Raw genomic sequence first — 19,701 nt, forward strand, 5'->3', positions numbered from 1 at the left:
GGCCCCCGGTTGCTCAGACGCGGGTCGCGCTCGCGTCGATCTGGTGACGTCGCTCTACCGTGCGCACAACCAGTGTGCGCAGCTCGTTGAGCAACCCGAACTCCGTCTGGCTCAGGATCACCTGGGGATAGGTGCCATCCCAGTCGCCATAAATGAAGCCGGCCGGCTGGCCGTGCGCGCACAGCGGAATCACGATGAAGCAGCGCGCCTCCGACAGCGTGTCCTTCCACCAGTCCGGCAGCTTGGCCGCGAACTTGGCGTCATGCGCATTCTCGATGAAGATCACGCGGTCGCTCGCCAGCGCCGCGTGGAAGACGTTCGCCTCATAGGTGTCGTCGAAGGTCAGATCCGGCTGCAGCGCCTTGGCATTCTCGCCCAGCGCCAGGCGCGCCGCGTAGCGTCCCTCGCGCCGGTTGCGCAGGAAGGCAAACGAGCGGGTGAACGACAGCCCCTCGTGCATGGTTTCCAGCGCCAGCGACATCATCTGGCCGGCGGTGGCGTCCGGGCCCGCGTCGCGCATGTCGGCCACGCCGCCCATCAGGATCTGGTTGCCGGCGATGCGCTCGCGCGTGGCCGCGGCCAGGCGCGCCCGTTTCTCGGCCGGCCGGGCCAGCGGCGCGATCGACAGATCAGCCGCCGCTTCGATCCGGGCCCGGTCGATCGAGGCCAGGATGCCGGCCGGCGAAATGCCCAGCATCGGGGCGAACTGCTCGGCCAGTTCGGCCACCTTGTCGGCGCCGGTCGCGTCGTCCGCCCACATTGCATCGGCGGCGCGGGTCGACATCGTGCCCAGCGCCGCCAGCCAGTCATCGTGGTCGAAGGCTTCGCCCCGTTCGCCCGGTTCGACCCGGCGCATGCCGGCCACCAGGTTGCCGGGCAGGCCCCAATGGGCCGCGGTGGCGCGGCCCAGTTCCTCGAGATGCAATCCGAGCACGTCATGGGCGGCCGCCGTGTCGTCGCCGCCCGCCGCCCCGGCCTGGATCAGGGCCCAGCGCTCGGGCATGTAGAACGTGATCATCATGCGGCCCAGCGAGTGCAGGATCGAGCAGACCACGGCTTCTTCGGGATTGCGCACCTGGGCGCCGGTGGCCAGTTGCTGCGCCACCATCCCGGCCAGCACGGCTTTTTCCATCTCGATGTGCGCGATCTCGGTGTCCGGCGTGCTGCGCCCGAGTTCCTCGATCAGTTTCAGCCCCAGCGCCAGATGGCCGATGCTTTCGGTGCCCAGCACCAGCACGGCCCTGGAAATCGTGTTGACGTGCTGGCCGAACGCCGCGTACATGCTGCTGTTGGCCAGGCGCAGGACCTTCTGGGTCAGCACGGGGTCGGACAACACGGTCTGCGTCATCGAGAATTCGCGCTCGTCCTCGCCGCGCATCGACGCCAGGATGGCATTGATGGCCTTGGTAAAGCCGGGCATGTCGCCCTGGCGGCGAATGCGTTCCCACAGCAGGGCGAGAGTGGCTTGCGCTTTCGCCGAGCGCGCGGTGGTGATTGGTGTGGTCATGGTTTCCCTGTCCGGGTGTCGGCCGGCAGAAGAGCGGTATAAAGGTTTTCCTTGAGGGCCGTGACGGCCACGTTGGCCGGCATCGGCTTGCCCGTCAGGTAGCCCTGGACATAGTGGCAACCCTGTTCGTCCAGCCAGGCCAGCTGGTCTTCGGTTTCGACGCCTTCGGCCACGACGGCCAGGCTCAGGTGGCGGGCCAGGTCGAGCACGACCTTGCAGATGGCGGCGTCCTTGTGAGAGCCGGGCAGGTCCTTGACGAATGCGCGGTCGATCTTGAGCACCGAAATCGGGAAGCGCTTCAGGTAGGCCAGCGACGAGTAGCCGGTCCCGAAATCGTCAATCGCGATGCGTACCTTGCGCTCGACCATTTTTTCCATGACGGCCTCGGCGTGGGCCGGATCGACCATCAGCGTGCCTTCGGTAATTTCGAGCACCAGCTGGTGCCCTTCGGCGCCGGACATCGCCAGCGCGTCGTCGAGCTCGGACAGAAACCGGTCGCTGCGGAACTGGCGCGGGCTGATGTTGACCGAGATATACAGCTCGCGGCCCGCCACTTCCTGAAACTGGCGGATCTGCATGCAGGCCGCCTTCAGTGCCCAGGCGCCCAGCAGGTTGATCAGGCCATTGTTTTCAGCAATCGGGATGAAGCGCACCGGCGGCACCATGCCAAGCGTCGGGTGCTTCCAGCGCATCAGCGTCTCGAAGCCTTCGATGACTTTCGTGCGGGCGTCGACGATCGGCTGGTAATAGAGCAGGAACTCGCCTTCGCGCACTGCCTTGAACATGGCCGCCTCGAGCGAGATGTCGTGCTCGGGCGGGCCCTGGTCGCGCGGGCTGTACAGCACCGTACGGCCCTTGCCGGTTTCCTTCGCGCGCGACAGGGCGGCGTCGGCCAGCGTCACCAGGCGCACCTCGTCTTCGGCGTGCTCCGGGTACACGGTCACGCCAATCGAGGCGCCCAGGTAGATCGTGTGGCCACCCGTCTCGAACGGCGACTGCAGCGTGGCCATCAGGCGCCCGGTGACGAGCTTGATCTGGGCCTCGCTGAAGGTGCCCGGCAGCACGGCCACGAATTCGTCGCCACCGACGCGCGCCAGCGTATCGCTGTCGCGCAGAACCCGGCGCAGGCGCGTGGCGGCCATTTGCAGCACGGCGTCGCCCAGCGGGTGGCCCAGGCCGTCGTTGACCTTCTTGAAGCCGTCCATGCCGATCGCGACGACCGAAAAGCCCTGACCGGACCGGCGCGCATTCGAGATCACGACGCGGATGCGGTCGGCCAGCAGCAGGCGGTTCGGCAATTCGGTCAGTGCGTCATGGGTCGCCATGTGGCGCAGCCGCTCTTCGGTCGCGTGCTGCGATGACATGTCGCGCCCGATCACGAGGATTTGCGCATCGTCGCCGGTGGTAAGCTGGGCAATGCGCAGTTCGAACCAGATGTCACGCTCGCCGCTGCGAAAGCGCGCTTCGACCAGCGCGGCTTCGTGCGCCGTTGCGGCGCCGTCCAGTGCGTGGCGCAAGGCCGCCTGGTCGACGTCGTGCACGAGCGAGACCAGCGAACAGCCCGGCGCATACCCGTGCAGGCGCTGGGCACGGGTGCCTGCGGCACGGATTACCCCACTTGAAGCCACCCGGAATACGGCGTCGCCCGCGCTTTCCAGCAGACCGTCGAGCAGCGTCGCCGGCGGCAGGTGCGCCGTTGGCGGATGGGAAGCTGCGGAAGGTGGGGTCAGCATGGTCGGTCAGGGCTCTCGTTTCGCGGCATGCTCAAACCATGCCGATATCATCTTGTTATCCGTGCCGGGCAACAAACCAGGGACGAGTCTATCACTGAAAAATTCCGTACTGCATCAGAATGAGCAACGTACGGTGCGTTCGCTGCCCCGACCGCGCGTGCGCGCGCCTGCACGCTGGCAGGCAAGCCCGTCATCTGCGTATTGTCGCTGATTATTGCTGAGTAGAAAATATCTATCGCTTAATTTAATGCTTTAATGCAACCAGATTTGTGTCATCGTGAAACATTCATGCGCTGGACCAGACGACAGGCGTCATCCGGCAACAGGGACGGGGCAGCAGAACGGCTGACGGGCAGGGCGGTGCAGGCGGTCAGCTGCTTCGCGCCGGGGGCGTCGACCCAGAATTATTTCGGCGGGAGCCGGGACAAACCACGTTGTGCCTGTGATAATGCTGGCTTACAAGCTTCATCGACTGCGTCGAGCCCCGCCATGAACCAAGATCCGCGCTTCCCGAACCTCTTCATCCTGAACCACCCGTTGATCCTGCACAAGCTGTCGCACATGCGCGAGCACGACACGTCGACGCGCACGTTCCGCGAGCTGCTGCGCGAGATCACGCTGCTGATGGGTTACGAGATCACGCGCGACTTGCCGCTGACGACGCGCCAGATCCGCACGCCGCTGGTGACGATCGATGCGCCGGTAATCGCTGGCAAGAAGCTGGCCGTGGTGCCGATCCTGCGCGCCGGTATCGGCATGAGCGATGGCCTGCTGGAGCTGGTGCCATCGGCGCGCGTCGGGCACATCGGCGTGTTCCGCGATCCTGATACGCATGAGCCGGTCGAGTACATGGTCCGCTTGCCGGACACGACCGATCGCACCTTCATCCTGTGCGATCCGATGATTGCCACTGGCAACTCGGCGGTGCATGCGATCGATGTGCTGAAAAAGCGCGGCGTGCCGGACGAGCAGATCCTGTTCCTGGCGCTGGTCGCCGCGCCCGAAGGCATCCAGGTGGTGCAGGACGCGCATCCGAACGTCAAGGTCTACGTCGCGTCGCTGGACTCGCACCTGAACGAACACGCCTACATCATCCCGGGCCTGGGCGATGCGGGTGACCGTATCTTCGGCACCAAGTAGGCGGCATGACCATGACGCAGCCGGCTGACCAGCAATTCTTCGCCCGCTTGGCCGAACTGAACGACAAGTTCGCGGCGCGCCTGCCATCCACGTTCGGGCGTCTGGCGCAGTTGTCGCAAGAGCTCGCACCAGCCGGCGCGTCCGGGTTCGACCCGGCCGGGCCGGCCGGTGAGCTGCAGGCGATGCTCCACACGCTGGCCGGTTCGGCAGCGACCTTCGGGTTTCGCGGCCTCGGTCATCACGCGCGCCTGCTCGAACAGCGGCTGCGCGTACTGCGGGCGTTCGATGCCGTCGCCGCTGGCGAGTGGCAAGCCTGGCGCGCCGAGCTCGACGACTATATTGCCGCTGTGCTACGCGACCCCAAGGCACTGACCTGAACTACCGGCAGCGCAAGCCGCGCGCGCAATTGTCGAGCACACCGGAATTTGATCAAGCGCAAACAAATTAACCGTCCTTGCCTCTATTCTTTGCTGCATACCGAATTAAAAAATCCCGCTGTCGTATTTATTGGCATCAGGAATCGTAGGGCTACTTACGTATTTTTATTCAACGAACAGGGCATGCGCGAGAAATATTCGGTATAATGTGGGATCGTTGGGTTCGAGGTAGTAGTGCAGTCTGTCTGTCATTTCTTTCTTGCTTCTTCAAACGATCTAAAACGGGCGCAAGCCCAACTAACCGAAATAGGAAATTGTAATGGCAACTGGCATCGTTAAATGGTTCAATGACTCGAAGGGCTTCGGCTTCATCACCCCTGATGAAGGCGGCGAAGATCTGTTCGCGCACTTCTCGGCTATCCAGAGCAACGGCTTCAAGTCGCTGCAGGAAAACCAGCGCGTCTCGTTCGACGTGACCACCGGCCCTAAGGGCAAGCAAGCCTCGAACATCCAGCCTCTGTAATCGCCTAACAGGCGTTGCGAGACCAAAATCCCCGGAACTGCCGGGGATTTTTTTCGTCTGTACCTTGCGTGTTGTTGCCTGGGGCCGCGCGTCAGCGTTGGCGCCAGTAGTCGGGCGCCGCATAACTGCGACGCAGAAAGTCAACAAAGGCGCGGATGCGCAGTGGCAGATGGCGGCGTTGCGCGAACACGGCGTGGATGTCGTTGCCGGGCGCCGCGAAGGCGTCCAGCACCGTGCACAGTTCGCCACTCGCAATCTGCTCGCCCACTTCCCACATCGAGCGCCACGCCAGGCCCTTGCCGGCCAGCGCCCACGCGTGCAGCACGGCGCCGTCGTTGCACACCATATTCCCGCTGACTTTGTGCGTGACGGGTTTGCCGTTCTCGAGAAAGGTCCAGCCGCGCTGGCTGCCTTCGCTGCTCATTGCCAGGCAGTTGTGGCGCGCCAGGTCCGCTGGTGTGCGCGGCGTCCCGTGGCGCTTCAGGTAAGCAGGCGCGGCAACCAGCACGCGTCCGTTGTCGGCCAGCTTCACGCCCACCAGGTTCGAGTCGCCCAGGCGAGCGATCCGGATGGCGACGTCGACGCCATCGCCAACCAGGTCGATGACGCGGTCGTTCAGGTTCAGGTTGACCGTGACGTCGCGGTGCTCGGCCAGGAACGAGGGCAGCAGCGGCGCGACGTGCTGGCGGCCAAAGCCGGCCGGGGCCGACACCGTCAGGTGGCCCGACGCCCGACCGCTGCGCTCCGAGATCGCCGACTCCGCCTCGTTGACCTCGGCCAGGATGCGCTGGCAATCTTCGAGAAACGCCACGCCCTCGTCGGTCAGGACGAGCTTGCGCGTCGTCCGGCGCAGCAGCTTGACGCCCAGCCGGGCCTCCAGCGCGTCGAGCCGGCGCCCGATCATCGCCGGTGCAATGCCCTCGGCGCGCGCCGCGCCCGACAGGCTGCCGCGCGCCACGACCTCGACAAAGGTGGCCATCTGGGTGAACCTGCTCATGCAAACGATCCTGTTGCTGGCGTTGATTTAATACAAAAACACACAGATGAAGTGCGTATTTGTCTCGTTTAGCGTTACGCGGGTGAATATACTGGATGCCAACAGGAACGCCAAGCAGGGCCCGTCCCGGCGCAGCGTCGCACGTGATTTTCATTCATCTTCAGGAGTCGATATGTCCCTCAGCATCCCCCAAGGCATGGAAATTTCCGGCACGATCCAGCCGGCCTACGAGCAGATCCTGACGCCCGATGCGCTGGCGCTGGTGGCCACGCTGACGCGCGCATTCGAGCCGCAGCGCCAGGCCTTGCTGGCCGCGCGTGCCGAGCGGGCAGCGCGTTTGGACGCCGGCGAGCGCCCGGATTTTTTGCCCGAGACCGCGGCGATTCGCGACGGTGACTGGCGCATCGCGCCGATTCCCGCCGCGCTACATTGCCGCCGCGTCGAGATCACGGGCCCGGTCGAGCGCAAGATGGTCATCAACGCGCTGAACTCCGGCGCCGACAGCTACATGACCGACTTCGAGGATTCGAACACGCCCAACTGGGATAACCAGATCAGCGGCCAGATCAATCTGTTCGATGCGATCCGCAAGACCATTTCGCTCGAACAGAACGGCAAGTCGTACCGCCTGAACGACAAGGTCGCCACGCTGCTGGTGCGCCCGCGCGGCTGGCATCTCGATGAAAAACACGTACTCGTCGATGGCAAGCGCGTCTCGGGCGGCATCTTCGATTTCGCGCTGTTCATGGTCCATAACGCGAAAGAATTGCTGGCGCGGGGCGCAGGCCCGTATTTCTACCTGCCCAAGCTCGAGTCGCATCTGGAAGCACGGCTGTGGAATGACATCTTCGTGATGACGCAAGACCTGCTCGGCATCCCGCAGGGCACGATCAAGGCGACGGTGCTGATCGAGACCATCCTGGCCGCGTTCGAGATGGACGAAATCCTGTATGAGCTGCGCGAGCACAGCGCCGGCCTGAACGCGGGCCGCTGGGATTACATTTTCTCGTGCATCAAGAAGTTCAAGCGCGACAGCGATTTCTGCCTGGCCGATCGCGCGAAGGTGACGATGACGGCGCCGTTCATGCGCGCCTACGCGCTGCTGCTGCTCAAGACCTGCCACGCACGGGGCGCGCCAGCGATTGGCGGCATGGCCGCGCTGATTCCGATCAAGAACGACCCGGAGAAAAACGAGATCGCGGTGGGCGGCGTGCGCAACGACAAGGCGCGCGATGCGACCGACGGCTACGACGGCGGCTGGGTCGCGCATCCGGGGCTGGTGGGCCTGGCGATGGAAGAATTCACCAAGGTGCTGGGCGAGCGGCCGAACCAGTTCGACAAGCAGCGCCCCGATGTCGTCGTGACTGCCGCGCAACTGCTCGACTTCAAACCGGAAGCGCCGATTACCGAAGCGGGCCTGCGCTACAACATCAACGTCGGCATCCACTATCTGGGCGCCTGGCTGGCCGGCAATGGCTGCGTGCCGATCCACAATCTGATGGAAGACGCCGCGACGGCCGAAATCAGCCGCTCGCAAGTATGGCAGTGGATCCGGTCAGCCAAGGGCGTGCTGGAAGACGGGCGCAAGGTCACGGCCGAGATGGTGCGGGCGATGATTCCGGAAGAGCTGGAAAAAGTGAAGCAGGTGGCGGCCGATGGCACGCATGCGAGTTACGAGCGCGCCGCCACCATATTTGAAGAGATGTCCACGGCGGATGCGTTCGCGGAATTTTTGACGCTGCCGCTGTACGAAGAAATCTGACGCCCCATCAGAACGTATTCTTGCATTCCCGCAGCGCCGTAAAGACCTCGAGCGGCGCTGCACCTTCAGCCACACGCCCGGCAGCGACCAGGCTGCGCACGATCGGCGCGCTCGTCGTGCGCAAAAACGGGTTGGTGGCTTTTTCCAAAGCGATCGTTGAAGGAATGGTCGGCTGGCCAGCGGCGCGGCTGGCCCCATCAACCTCCACGCGCGCAGCCAGTGCCGTATTGGCGCCATCGACCGCCTGCGCAAACGCCAGGTTCGACATCGTGTATTCATGCGCGCAGTACACCAGCGTCTCGTCGGGCAGCGCTGCCAGTTGCGCCAGCGACGCGGCCATCTGCGCCGGCGTGCCTTCGAAAAGGCGCCCGCAGCCCGCGCCAAACAGCGTGTCGCCGCAGAACAGCCAGGGCGCATCTGCGTCGCGCCGCACATAGGCAATGTGCCCCAGCGTATGCCCTGGCACGTCCAGCACGTCGAGTGCCAGACCAATGCCCGGCACGGTGATGCGATCGCCCTGCATCAACGGATGCGTCACCAGATCGATCCCATCGTTCTTCGGTCCGAACACCGGCACATCCCATTCGGCCAGCAGGGCGGGCACGCCACCGATATGGTCAGCATGATGATGGGTGAGTAGAATGGCAGTCAGGCGCAGGTCGTGCGCGGCCAGCGCCGCGCGCACCGGTGCTGCGTCGCCCGGGTCGACGACGGCTGCATGCGTGCCGTCGTGAACCAGCCAGAGGTAATTGTCTTTGAAGGCCGGCACTGTCAGTACCGACAGGGCCGGCTGCCGTGGAGGTGTCATGGTCATGTGTATGGTCAAGAGGTGGCATGGATAGCGCTGCCGAGAAATCCATTATAGCGCTCGACAACTGGCTGCAATCGCCAGCGGGCGCGTACGTGCGCGCGTTCGAGCAGGCCTGCCTCGAAGAATTGACGGCGGATATTTTTGGCTACAACGCGCTGCAGATCGGCGTGCCGCAACTCGATGCGCTGGCCGCCAGCCGCATGCCCAACCGGTGGCAGGTTGCCACGCGCACGTCGAATGCCGACGAGCTCGCGTTCGCGTCAAACGGCCGCCAGATTGCGGCCGCGGCCGATTTCACCGAGCTGCCGTTTGCGTCGAGCAGCATCGACCTCGTCGTGCTGCCGCACGTGCTCGAGTTCACCGCCGAGCCGCACCAGGTCTTGCGCGAAGTCGAGCGCATCCTGATTCCCGAAGGGCAGGTGATCATCTGCGGCTTCAATCCGGCCAGCCTGTGGGGCATGCGCCAGGGGATCGGGCGTGTCACGCGCAATGGCTACTTGCCGGACACGGGCGAATTCATTTCTATGCCGCGCCTGAAAGACTGGCTAAAATTGCTCAACCTGAGCGCCACGCGCAGCCACTTCGGCTGTTACGCGCCACCTTGTCGCACCGCTCATTGGCTGAGCCGCTTTGCGATGATGGAATCGGCCGGCGGGCGCTGGTGGCCGTATCTTGGCGCCGTCTACGTTGTGCATGCGATCAAGCGCGTCAAGGGGATGCATCTGATCGGCCCCGCATGGAACAAGAAAACCAGCAAGCGACCGGCGGCAGTGCCGGCAGCGAACCGCATTGAACGAATTGAAAGTGAATAGCAGGGCATGAGCGACTTAACGAGCACAACAACGAGTGAAGTAAAGAGCGACACCAGCCCGACCCGGGTCGAGATTTTCAGCGACGGTGCCTGCAAGGGCAATCCGGGCACGGGCGGCTGGGGTGCGCTCCTGGTGTCGAACGGGCACGAAAAGGAAATCTTCGGCGGCGAGCTCAACACCACCAACAACCGCATGGAATTGCGCGCCGTGATCGAAGCGTTGGGCGTGCTGAACCGGCCATGCGAAGTCGTGCTGCACACCGACAGCCAGTACGTCCAGAAAGGCATCTCCGAGTGGATCCACGGCTGGAAGGCGCGTGGCTGGAAGACAGCGGCGAAAGAGCCCGTCAAAAACGAAGACCTGTGGAAGGCTCTCGACCTGGCCCAGCAGCAGCACGCCGTCGAATGGCGCTGGGTGCGCGGCCACAATGGCCACCCGGGCAACGAGCGGGCCGACGTGCTGGCCAACAAGGGCGCTGCATCGGTACGGCGCTGAGCAGCCGCTGCTGAGCATCCCGCCGCCGCAGTTGTTATACTGCGCCCGCACCCACTTTGAAGAATTGCACCATGCGTCAGATCGTTCTCGATACCGAAACCACAGGCCTGAACCCCCGCACCGGCGACCGCGTCATCGAAGTCGGCTGCGTTGAAATTTTCAACCGCAAGCTGACCGGTAATAACTACCACTGCTACATCAATCCCGAGCGCGAGTCGGACGAGGGCGCGCTGGCCGTGCACGGCCTGACCACCGAGTTCCTGAGCGACAAACCGAAGTTCCACGAGATCGCGCACGAACTGCGTGACTTCATCCAGGGCGCGCAGGTCATCATCCACAACGCGCCGTTCGACCTGGGTTTCCTGAACGCCGAGTTCACGCGCATGGGCCTGCCGCCGTTCGTCCAGTATTGCGACGGCGTCATTGACACGCTGGTGCAGGCGAAAGAGCTGCATCCCGGCAAGCGCAACTCGCTTGACGCATTGTGCGATCGCTACGACATCTCGAACGCGCACCGCAAGCTGCACGGCGCGCTGCTCGACTCGGAGTTGCTGGCCGATGTGTATCTAGCGATGACGCGCGGCCAGAATTCGCTGACCATGGATGTCGAAGAAGAAACGAGCAACGATGGCGAGGCGCTCGAGATCGTGCCGCTGGGCGAGATCATCGTCGTGGCGGCCAGCAGCGATGAACTGGCCGAGCACGATACGGTTCTGGCGGGCTTGGACAAAAGTGTGAAGGGCAACTGCGTCTGGCGGACTTACGCTGCCTGATAATGTGCGCAGACGATGTGCGCTGATTACGCGGTGCAGGGGTGACGCCAAGAAAATTTTGTGCCATAATATGCCTCGCTTCGGGAGGTTAGCTCAGGGGTAGAGCACTGCATTCACACTGCAGGGGTCGCAAGTTCGAAACTTGCACTTCCCACCAAGAATTTTCAAGGCCAGCAGAAATGCTGGCCTTGTTCGTTTCTGCGCAGGTTTTTTACGGTGCGCCGCGCGGATTCGCGCAGTCGATTGCCATTTGGCATAATTTATCGGCTGTGGCATAATACGGCCTCGCTGGGAGGTTAGCTCAGGGGTAGAGCACTGCATTCACACTGCAGGGGTCGCAAGTTCGAAACTTGCACTTCCCACCAACGAATATGGTTGACCAAAAAAGGCTTGCACTTCACTGTGCAGGCCTTTTTTGCATTCTGCCTCCCGCTTTGCGCTGGCCAGCCAGCCCGCCCGCAATCCGGCCAACTCTCAGGCATCTTTTTGACACGAGTAATTGTCAAAAAAACGCGGTCAAACAGGCCGCATAACGACCGGAATTCAACCGCGCCCGTGGCTTCGCCCTGTACACTTGTCGTACAACCACGCGGCATGCGCTGTGCCTTCAGGCACGTGCCGGCATCCGAAACATTCAAGTAACGAAGCTTTCATGGTGAATGGGCATTACCAACCCTGGCTGGTCGCCGTCTCGATTCTGGTCGGCATACTGGCGTCGTACACCGCACTGAGTCTGGCCATGCGCGTCAGGCAGGCGCAGCGGCGTGCACGGTACGTCTGGGTGGCCGGCGGGGCCATGGCCATGGGCAGCGGCATCTGGGCCATGCACTTCGTCGGGATGCAGGCATTTCGCCTGCCGCTGCCGATCGGCTACGACACCACGACGACCTTTGTCTCGTGGCTGTTGCCGGTGGTAGCGTCCGGCCTCGCTCTCTGGCAACTGCGATACCGCACGGTGCGCCCGCGCCATCTTGTCGCCAGCGCGCTGCTGATGGGCCTTGCCATCAATGCCATGCACTACACCGGCATGGCCAGCATGCAAATGCATCCTTCGATCACCTATTCGCCGTGGCTGTTCGCACTCTCGGTCGCGATCGCGATCGGCGCGTCGGCGCTGGCGCTGCAGATCGGCATGCGCATGCAGGAGGGCGCTCGTTCGCGCCGCACGCTGCAACTGGCGGCCAGCGTCGTCATGGGCGGCGCGATCGCCGGCATGCATTACACCGGCATGGCCGCCGCGCACTTTGCGCCGGGCAGTGTCTGTGGCGCGGCGTTGGTGGGCGTCGACCAGGATTACCTGGCGGCGCTGGTAACGATCACGACAGTGGCGCTATTGAGCATCACGCTGCTGGCAACGATTTTCGATGCGCGTCTCGAGGAGCGCAACCAGACGATCGCGGCCTCGCTCGTGGCAGCGGCCGAGCGTCAGAAGCTGTTCCTGATCGAGCAGCAGGCGCGCCTCGACGCAGAAAACGTCAGCCAGATGAAGGATGATTTCCTGGCCACGCTGTCGCACGAGCTGCGCACGCCGCTCAATGCCATGCTCGGCTGGTCGCAATTGCTGCTGCAGGGCGGGCGCGATGACACGTCGCTCAAGCGGGGCCTCTCCACGATCGAGCGCAACGCGCGCGCGCAGTCCGAACTCATCGAAGACATGCTCGACATGAGCCGCCTGCTGGCCGGCAAGGTGCGCATTGACAACGTGCCACTGTCGCCCCCGGACTTCATCAACGCCGCGCTCGATACGACGCGGCCGGCAGCCCTGGCGCGCCAGGTGACGCTGGTCGGCGATCTCGACGCCGGGGCCGGACGCATCCTCGGCGACAGCGGCCGCATGCAGCAGGTGATGGTGAACCTGCTGTCCAATGCCATCAAGTTCAGCGAGCCGGGCGGTGTCGTGACGGTCACACTGCGCACCCTTGAGGACGCCAGCGTGATCACCGTGCAGGATACCGGCGCCGGCATCCCTGCCGCGTTCCTGCCATTCGTGTTCGACCGTTTTCGCCAGGCCGATGGATCGTCCTCACGGCGTCACGGCGGCCTGGGTCTGGGGCTGGCCATTGCGCGCCAGCTGATCGATTTGCAGGGCGGCACGCTGAGCGTGGCCAGCGCGGGCGAAGGGCAGGGGGCAGCCTTCACGCTGCGCATGCCGCTGGCAAGCGGTTGCGCGCCGGCGTCCGCGGTAGCAGCCCCTGCGCCAGGCTTGCCGCTGACGGCGCTGGCACTGCAGGGCCTGACGGTGCTGGTGATCGACGACGCGCTCGACTCGCTCGAACTGGTGCAGGCGGTGCTGGCGCCCAGCCAGGCCAGGATCCTGACCGCCACCGGCGCCCAGGAAGCACTGCACCTGATCGCGCTGCACCGGCCCGACTTGATCATCAGCGACATCGGCATGCCGGTCATCGACGGGTTCGACTTCATCCGCAAAGTGCGCGCCTTGCCGGACCGCCTGATCGCCAGCGTGCCGGTGATCGCGCTGACCGCGTTTTCGCGCAAGGAAGACGAACAGAAGGTGCTGGCGGCAGGGTTCGATGAATTTCTGGCCAAGCCACTGGTGCCGGCGGCGCTGCTGCAGACCGTGGCGGCCGTCAACGCACGCCGCACGCCGCTGCCGGTCTAGGTCCAGGCCCAGGTCTAGTCCAGGTCTACCTTCAGGCCGCCACGCCCGGCAACACCAGGTCGAGTTGCAGGGCGCCTTCCGGACGCCGCAGGCCCGCCACGATATATGCACGGTTGCGGCCCGCTTCCTTGCCCTTGTACATGGCGCGATCGGCCAGGGCAATGGCTTGCTGCCAATCCATCGACGGCGCCGGCGTCTCGTCTTCACCGATCGCAAACGGCAGCGCCACGGCGCCGGCCGTCGCACTGATCGCCAGCAGCGTGCCGTCGGTCAGCCGCACCGGCGCGCTGGCCAGCGCATCGAGGATGCGCTGCACCAGCAGTGGCCGCTGCGCCGCTGTGACGCCCTGCGAATACACGAGGAATTCTTCACCGCCCCAGCGCAGCACCATGTCCGACTCGCGCAGCGTGGCGCGCAGGCGCTTGCCCACTTCGACCAGCACGGCGTCGCCGGCCGCGTGGCCATAGTCGTCGTTGATGCGCTTGAAATGGTCGATGTCGAGCAGCGTGAAGCAGTCCGCGGCGTCCGGCTGCGGCGCCGCTTCGCCGGTACGGCTGCGCATGCGGTCCTGGAACGAGCGCCGGTTGTGCAGGCCGGTGAGCGGGTCGTGCGCCGAATGGTGGGCCAGCTCGGCGTTCAGTTCGGACAGGCGCTGGCCGGTGCGTTCCGATTTGCGGTACAGCCACAGCACGCCAGCGCACAGCAACAGCGCCAGTGCGGTCCCCAGCGAGGCGGCCGTCTGCACCAGTGTGCGGTGACGCAGTTCGGCGTCCTTGGTGGCGTTTTCCAGGCGCAGACTGTCGATCTGGGCAACGCGCTCGCGCGACTTGAACTGTTCTTGCAGCGCCGAGATCGCCTTGTTGCGGTCATTCACGGCCAGTTGCTGCATGACGGCGTCGCGCTCGCGCAGCGTGGCGAGGGCCTCCTTGAACCGGCCGGCCCGCTCCAGCGCCTGGCTTTTTTCGGCCAGCAGGCGCCCCAGCGTGGACAGGGCGCCGGCCCGGCGCATCGCGGCGCTGACCTCGTCGACCAGGCGCATGCCTTCCTGATAGCGGCGCTGGCCGAACAGCGCAAAGCCAAGGTTCGCTGTCGCCATCTGCAGGCTGATCCTGTCTTCGCTGTCCCTGGCAGGGATCAAGGCGGCGCGCGCGGCCGTTTCAGCCTCGGCGTAGCGGCCCAGTTTGAGGTAGGCGTTGGCCATATTGCCCAGCACATTGGCCTGCACCGATAGCAGTTGATGCGTTTGCGCCAGCCCGAGCGCCCGCTCGAGCGCCACCAGGCCGGCGGCGGGCTGGTCTTGCGTGATCAGCGCGCGGCCTTCGAAGAACGACGCCGCCGCATCCAGCCGCGGCGGCAGGCTGGTCTTGCTGGCGCGTACTTCGCGCAGCGTATCGAGCGCGCGCACGGGATCGCGGGCATTGACGTACATGCGCGCCATGGCCAGCAGGATGTCGGCTTTGCGCGGGCTCCACAGGTCGGGATGGTTGTTGACCAGTTCGAGCGCGGGCAAAAAGCGCTGCAGTGCGCGATCGTACTGGCCGACGGCGCTGAAGGCGGCGCCTTGCAGTGCATCGAACCCGGCCTTGAATTCCAGACTGTCGAGATCACGGTAGCGGCCGCCCAGCGTTTCCAGCAAGGCCAGCGCCGCGGCGGGATCATTGTTTTCAATCAGCCGATACACGCGGCCCAGGCTGGCCAGTGCCAGGTTGCGCGGATCGTGCGCAGTCGTGGCCAGCTTGATGATCTGTTCGTTGGTCTCGTATGCGTCGCGGTAATTGCCGCCATCGACCTGCACCCGGCGCAGCAGGAACAGGTAACGGATCCGCACCGCATAGGGCGCCCCGGCGATCAGTGCCGGGCCTTCCTGCACCAGGAGAGTGCGGGCCTGCGCATGATGTTGTTCCGCGATGACGGCAATGTCGTCGAGGCGCGACGCCGGGTGCGGTGCTGCCAGTGCGCCGCCCAGCACCAGTGTGAAGCCGCAGGCCACCAATGCACGGTGCATTCCAGTCCACCTCGACGCGTGCGCGGGCAGTCCGGTAATCAAGTGTCCTGGGGTGACATTCATGGCGGGGAGAGCAGCGGTGTCCAAGCGGCGGGAGGCGGCCCATACGAGATGGGGCGGTGACTACTACCCATTATCGAATGTTGCCCTTGGGAAATCAAGAACGGTCGACGCCAGCGCGCTGTTTACGCAACGTTCGTTTGGATTTGCCAGCGGGCACGTAAATTGCACTTGTTTCCGCAGATTGCTTTGATTCGAGACAACATTCTGGTTATATTGGCACACCTGCGAAAAAGCTGGAGACGACAGGTACAAGCAGCGGCGGTTTCAGGTCAGGCAAGCCGGCCCACCAGGCAGGATCCCGGGAGTGCGCCCGCCCATCAGGCAGGCGCAGGAATGACAAGACGCGGGACCACACCATTATTTGATTGGAGAACACGTAGTGAGTATTTTTAGAACCAAGAATCTGGATGCGATGATCGCCGCAAGCGCCAAGCCGGGCGGCCTCAAGAAAGTGCTCGGCCCGACCGACCTGATCCTGCTCGGCATCGGCGCCATCGTCGGCACCGGTATCTTCGTGCTGACCGGCACCGGCGCCGTCACGGCCGGCCCCGGCCTGTCGCTGTCGTTCGTCATCGCGGCCATGGCGTGCTGCTTCGCCGCGCTGTGCTACGCCGAATTCGCCTCGACCGTCCCGGTCGCCGGTTCCATCTATACCTACAGCTATGCCACACTGGGCGAATTCGTCGCCTGGATGATCGGCTGGGACTTGCTGCTCGAATACGGCCTGGCCACCTCGACCGTTGCGGTCGGCTGGTCGGGTTATTTCCAGTCGCTGCTGTCGGGCTTCGGCCTGGTGCTGCCTGACGCGCTGACCGCCGCCCCCGGCGCGCGCCCTGGCGTCGAGACCCTGTTCAACCTGCCAGCGTTCCTGATCATGATGGCCATCACGTTCCTGCTGTCGCTCGGCATGCGCGAGTCGGCCCGCCTGAACAACGTGATGGTGATCATCAAGATCAGCGTCGTGCTGCTGTTCATCGCGGTCGGTGTGGGCCACGTCAAACCGGAGAACTGGCAGCCGTACATGCCATACGGCATGACGGGCGTGATGAGCGCCGCCGCGCTGGTGTTCTTCGCCTTCATCGGCTTCGACGCCGTCACGTCGGCCGCCGAGGAAGTCAAGAATCCGGCGCGCGACCTGCCGATCGGCATCATCGGTTCGCTGATCATCTGCACCATCCTGTATGTCGTGGTCGCTGCGATCATGACCGGCATCGTGCCGCACATGGACTTCAAGGGTGTCGACCATCCGGTGTCGCTGGCGCTGCAAGTTGCCGGTGAGGACTGGGTCGCCGGCTTCGTCGACCTGGCTGCGATTCTGGGCATGAGCACCGTGATGCTGGTGATGGCGTATGGCCAGACCCGCATCCTGTTCGCGATGTCGCGTGACGGCCTGATGCCGGCGCGCCTGTCGAAGGTACACCCGAAATACGGCACGCCATTCTTCGCGACCTGGCTGGTGGGCATCATCTTTGGCCTGATCGCCGCCGTGGTGCCACTGACGGTGCTGGCCGAGCTGGTCAATATCGGCACGCTGGCCGCGTTCACGCTGGTCTCGATCGCCGTGATCGTGCTGCGCAAGAAGCGTCCTGACCTGCCACGTGCGTTCCGTTGCCCGGCCGTGCCTTTGATCCCGATCCTGGCGATCATCTTCTGCCTGGTGCTGATGTCGTTCCTGAGCTGGCATACCTGGGTCGCGTTCGCGATCTGGCTGACCATCGGCGCAATCGTCTACTTCGGTTATGCGCGCAAGCACTCGTTGCTGAATAACACGCCACAGTAAGCTGTTTTGCGCCCCTGCCAGCGCGGGGGGCTTCATGGTAGGCTCTCGTTGGCGACGCTGTCATGGCGTCATGTGAACGAACAGCAAAGGAAACAATCATGAGTGCCATCGTGCTGGGTGGGGGCGACGCCCTCCTGATCGTCGACCCGCAGGTCGACTTCCTTCCCGGCGGTAGCCTGGGCGTCCCGCAAGGCGACGCCGTGCTGGCCCCGATCAATCGCCTGATCGACCTGTACCGCGCGCATGCGCTGCCGGTGTATGTGTCGCGCGACTGGCATCCTGCATTGCATTGTTCGTTTGCCGACCAGGGCGGGCCGTGGCCCGTGCACTGCGTCGCGGGCAGCGATGGTGCGCGCTTTGCCGACGCGCTGCAGCTCGATGACGCCGTGGTCGTCTCCAAGGCCACCACGGTTGACGTCGATGCCTATTCGGCGTTCAACGGTACCGGCCTGGCCGACACGCTGCGCGAGCGCGGCATCCGGCGCCTGGTCGTATGCGGGTTGGCGACGGATTATTGCGTACTCAATACGGTGGTCGATGGGTTGGCGGCGGGGTTCGAGGTGTTGCTTGCAACAGAGGCCATGCGCGCCGTGAACGTCAATACGGGGGATGGCGAGCGTGCGCTAGCGCGCATGCTCGATGCCGGTGCCATGCCGGTACAACTGTCCAACAGTGGTCTGATTCCAGAGCAGGCGCTGGGCGCAGCAGCGTAATGACCTGCGTCACTCGATAATATTTTTGTAATCCCTATCTTACAGGCCGACAGCACGCCTACCGATTCTCTCGACATGCCTGAGCACGGATAATGCGGTACCGTCCATAGAACGCATTTCAAGAATCGAGACATGAGCCCAATGCTGTTAGCCGACGCGCCAGGCGTCCAGAGTGCCCCGCTGCCTACCGGCCACGGTGCCAGGAATCTGTACTTCTCGCTGTATGCCGACCCGGCAGCGCAGCCTGATGCCGCCAAGTCGTTCATCGACGACCAGATCGCGCTCGCACGCGAGCTGCCGGTCGACCTGCCATCGAACATGAATGACCTGCAAGCGTGGATCGAAGAGCGCGCCGACATCGTCGGGCAGGAATACCGTGAATACCTGGCTGCCCGCAAGAACGGTGCACCGCGCCGCTACTTCAGCACCCGCGCCCATGCGCTGTACTTCATCAAGGGCGTGGCCCCGACCAAGCTGGTCGACGGCGCCTGGCTGTATGGCCTGGTGCGCCAGTGGGATGACGTTGCTTTCCACCCGCTGATCAAGACCTACCTCGAAGAGCTGGGTGACGGCTTGCCGGACAAGAACCACGTGACGCTCTATCGCAAGCTACTGGCCACGCACGGCTGCGACAGCTGGGCAGGCTTGAGCGACAGCCACTTCCTGCAAGGCGCACTGCAACTGGCGCTGGGTCATAACGCTGAGCATTATCTGCCGGAGATCATCGGGTACAACCTCGGCTACGAACAATTGCCGCTGCACCTGTTGATCACGTCCTACGAGCTCAACGAACTGGGCATCGATCCGTATTACTTCACGCTGCACGTGACGGTTGACAATGCCGGCAGCGGCCATGCCCGCAAGGCCGTGCAATCGGTCCACGATCTGATGCCGCGCGTGGGCGACCGCGATGCCTTCTGGCAGCGCGTCGTCAATGGCTACCGCCTCAATGAGCTGGGCGCGAGCACGACATCGGTGATCGGCGAATTCGATCTGCAGGAAGAACTGGTCAGCATCATGGCGGCCAAGAGCATCGTCGGCAAGAACATGCACTCGGACTACTGCCGTGTGGCGGGACGCTCGGTCAACGACTGGCTGGCCGAACCCGCACAGATCCCCGCATTCCTGGCTGCGCTCGAAGAAGCCGGCTGGATCAAGCGTGGTGAAGCGGTCGAGCACAGCCGCTTCTGGCGCCTGGTCGAAGGCGAGCGCGCCGAAATGTTCGGTGTCTTCAATGCCTACGAATTGCAAGTGCTGCGTGACTGGATCACGAGCCACCCGGACGGCGGGCAAGCTGCCGGCCCGCGCGTGCTGACCGCCCGCGCCCGCCAGCGCACGCTCGACCAGCATGGCCTGGGCACGGAGCGCGGGACTGCGTTCCCGGTGCGTGGCCTGATCCGCCGCCATACCGGCACCGATGCGCAGGACACGGGCAACGAACTGCGCGTGCTGGAACAGCAGGTTGCTTCCAGCAGCGGCAAGCAGGAAGCGATGGCGCTGCTGTCGCGTTTGCTGTCGCCCGAAGTGCACCACACCACGGTGGGCCTGATGGCCACCCGGATGTACACGCAACTGTTCGACGCTTGAGGC

Annotated in this window: 16 protein-coding genes and 2 tRNA genes; 13 read left to right on the forward strand and 5 right to left on the reverse strand. The window is 64.2% G+C overall.

The features are described 5' to 3' along the window. Positions 1-13: 13 nt before the first annotated feature. Positions 14-1,507, reverse strand: coding sequence for an HDOD domain-containing protein (locus tag ACZ0AJ_RS07570; RefSeq protein ID WP_499454406.1), 1,494 nt, complete (start codon positions 1,505-1,507; stop codon positions 14-16). Then, positions 1,504-3,240: a putative bifunctional diguanylate cyclase/phosphodiesterase gene (locus ACZ0AJ_RS07575; protein WP_499454408.1), complete on the reverse strand. Its 1,737-nt coding sequence runs from the start codon at positions 3,238-3,240 to the stop codon at positions 1,504-1,506. Before ACZ0AJ_RS07575 ends, ACZ0AJ_RS07570 begins: the two co-directional genes overlap by 4 nt. A gap of 489 nt (positions 3,241-3,729) precedes the next feature. Between ACZ0AJ_RS07575 and upp the strand changes: the two genes are divergently transcribed. The 3 genes from upp to ACZ0AJ_RS07590 all read left to right on the forward strand — a co-directional run bounded on the left by upp (position 3,730) and on the right by ACZ0AJ_RS07590 (position 5,280). After that, on the forward strand, positions 3,730-4,380 hold the full coding sequence (gene upp, locus ACZ0AJ_RS07580) for a uracil phosphoribosyltransferase (RefSeq protein WP_183552029.1): 651 nt from the start codon (positions 3,730-3,732) through the stop codon (positions 4,378-4,380). A gap of 5 nt (positions 4,381-4,385) precedes the next feature. Beyond that, complete coding sequence (locus ACZ0AJ_RS07585; protein WP_499453626.1) at positions 4,386-4,757, forward strand: Hpt domain-containing protein; 372 nt, start codon at positions 4,386-4,388, stop codon at positions 4,755-4,757. A 319-nt stretch (positions 4,758-5,076) separates the two neighbouring features. Then, positions 5,077-5,280 carry a cold-shock protein gene (locus ACZ0AJ_RS07590; RefSeq protein WP_137176112.1) on the forward strand — a complete coding sequence of 68 codons (204 nt, stop codon included), beginning with the start codon at positions 5,077-5,079 and terminating at the stop codon, positions 5,278-5,280. A gap of 91 nt (positions 5,281-5,371) precedes the next feature. Here ACZ0AJ_RS07590 and ACZ0AJ_RS07595 read toward each other — a convergent pair whose 3' ends face one another. Next, positions 5,372-6,277: a LysR family transcriptional regulator gene (locus ACZ0AJ_RS07595; protein WP_499453629.1), complete on the reverse strand. Its 906-nt coding sequence runs from the start codon at positions 6,275-6,277 to the stop codon at positions 5,372-5,374. A 172-nt stretch (positions 6,278-6,449) separates the two neighbouring features. Here ACZ0AJ_RS07595 and aceB point away from each other — a divergent pair, with 172 nt between their 5' ends. Next, positions 6,450-8,039, forward strand: coding sequence for a malate synthase A (gene aceB / locus ACZ0AJ_RS07600; RefSeq protein WP_499454412.1), 1,590 nt, complete (start codon positions 6,450-6,452; stop codon positions 8,037-8,039). A 7-nt stretch (positions 8,040-8,046) separates the two neighbouring features. On the opposite strand, the gene gloB is transcribed toward aceB, so the two are convergent. Then, entirely contained in the window at positions 8,047-8,847 is an 801-nt protein-coding gene (gloB, locus tag ACZ0AJ_RS07605; protein ID WP_499453633.1) for a hydroxyacylglutathione hydrolase, read from the reverse strand. A gap of 26 nt (positions 8,848-8,873) precedes the next feature. Between gloB and ACZ0AJ_RS07610 the strand changes: the two genes are divergently transcribed. From ACZ0AJ_RS07610 to ACZ0AJ_RS07635, 6 genes are all read left to right on the forward strand, one after another. Continuing rightward, the gene (locus tag ACZ0AJ_RS07610) at positions 8,874-9,662 is read left to right on the forward strand and encodes a class I SAM-dependent methyltransferase (RefSeq protein WP_183552045.1); all 789 of its coding nucleotides are present in this window, start codon (positions 8,874-8,876) and stop codon (positions 9,660-9,662) included. Positions 9,663-9,668: 6 nt separating this feature from the next. Further along, complete coding sequence (gene rnhA, locus ACZ0AJ_RS07615) at positions 9,669-10,157, forward strand: ribonuclease HI (protein ID WP_499453635.1); 489 nt, start codon at positions 9,669-9,671, stop codon at positions 10,155-10,157. A 71-nt stretch (positions 10,158-10,228) separates the two neighbouring features. Further along, positions 10,229-10,930, forward strand: a complete 702-nt coding sequence (gene dnaQ / locus ACZ0AJ_RS07620; protein WP_499453637.1) for a DNA polymerase III subunit epsilon — start codon at positions 10,229-10,231, stop codon at positions 10,928-10,930. An 82-nt stretch (positions 10,931-11,012) separates the two neighbouring features. Continuing rightward, a tRNA-Val gene (locus ACZ0AJ_RS07625) sits at positions 11,013-11,087 on the forward strand. A gap of 133 nt (positions 11,088-11,220) precedes the next feature. After that, positions 11,221-11,295, forward strand: a tRNA-Val gene (locus ACZ0AJ_RS07630). A 287-nt stretch (positions 11,296-11,582) separates the two neighbouring features. Further along, complete coding sequence (locus tag ACZ0AJ_RS07635; RefSeq protein WP_499453639.1) at positions 11,583-13,550, forward strand: MHYT domain-containing protein; 1,968 nt, start codon at positions 11,583-11,585, stop codon at positions 13,548-13,550. A 31-nt stretch (positions 13,551-13,581) separates the two neighbouring features. Here the strand turns inward: ACZ0AJ_RS07635 and ACZ0AJ_RS07640 are convergent, their stop codons facing one another. Then, positions 13,582-15,555 (reverse strand): GGDEF domain-containing protein, encoded by a 1,974-nt coding sequence (locus tag ACZ0AJ_RS07640; protein WP_499453641.1) that lies wholly within the window; start codon positions 15,553-15,555, stop codon positions 13,582-13,584. Between the two features lie 442 nt (positions 15,556-15,997). Here ACZ0AJ_RS07640 and bcaP point away from each other — a divergent pair, with 442 nt between their 5' ends. From bcaP to ACZ0AJ_RS07655, 3 genes are all read left to right on the forward strand, one after another. Continuing rightward, the gene (bcaP, locus tag ACZ0AJ_RS07645; protein ID WP_370660794.1) at positions 15,998-17,398 is read left to right on the forward strand and encodes a branched-chain amino acid transporter BcaP; all 1,401 of its coding nucleotides are present in this window, start codon (positions 15,998-16,000) and stop codon (positions 17,396-17,398) included. 98 nt (positions 17,399-17,496) lie between these two features. After that, on the forward strand, positions 17,497-18,111 hold the full coding sequence (locus ACZ0AJ_RS07650) for an isochorismatase family protein (protein WP_499453644.1): 615 nt from the start codon (positions 17,497-17,499) through the stop codon (positions 18,109-18,111). A gap of 132 nt (positions 18,112-18,243) precedes the next feature. Continuing rightward, a complete protein-coding gene (locus ACZ0AJ_RS07655; protein WP_499454416.1) occupies positions 18,244-19,698 on the forward strand; it encodes an iron-containing redox enzyme family protein in 1,455 nt (484 codons plus the stop codon). Positions 19,699-19,701 lie beyond the last annotated feature (3 nt).

It is taken from the genome of Telluria sp. AC161 (assembly GCF_979258535.1).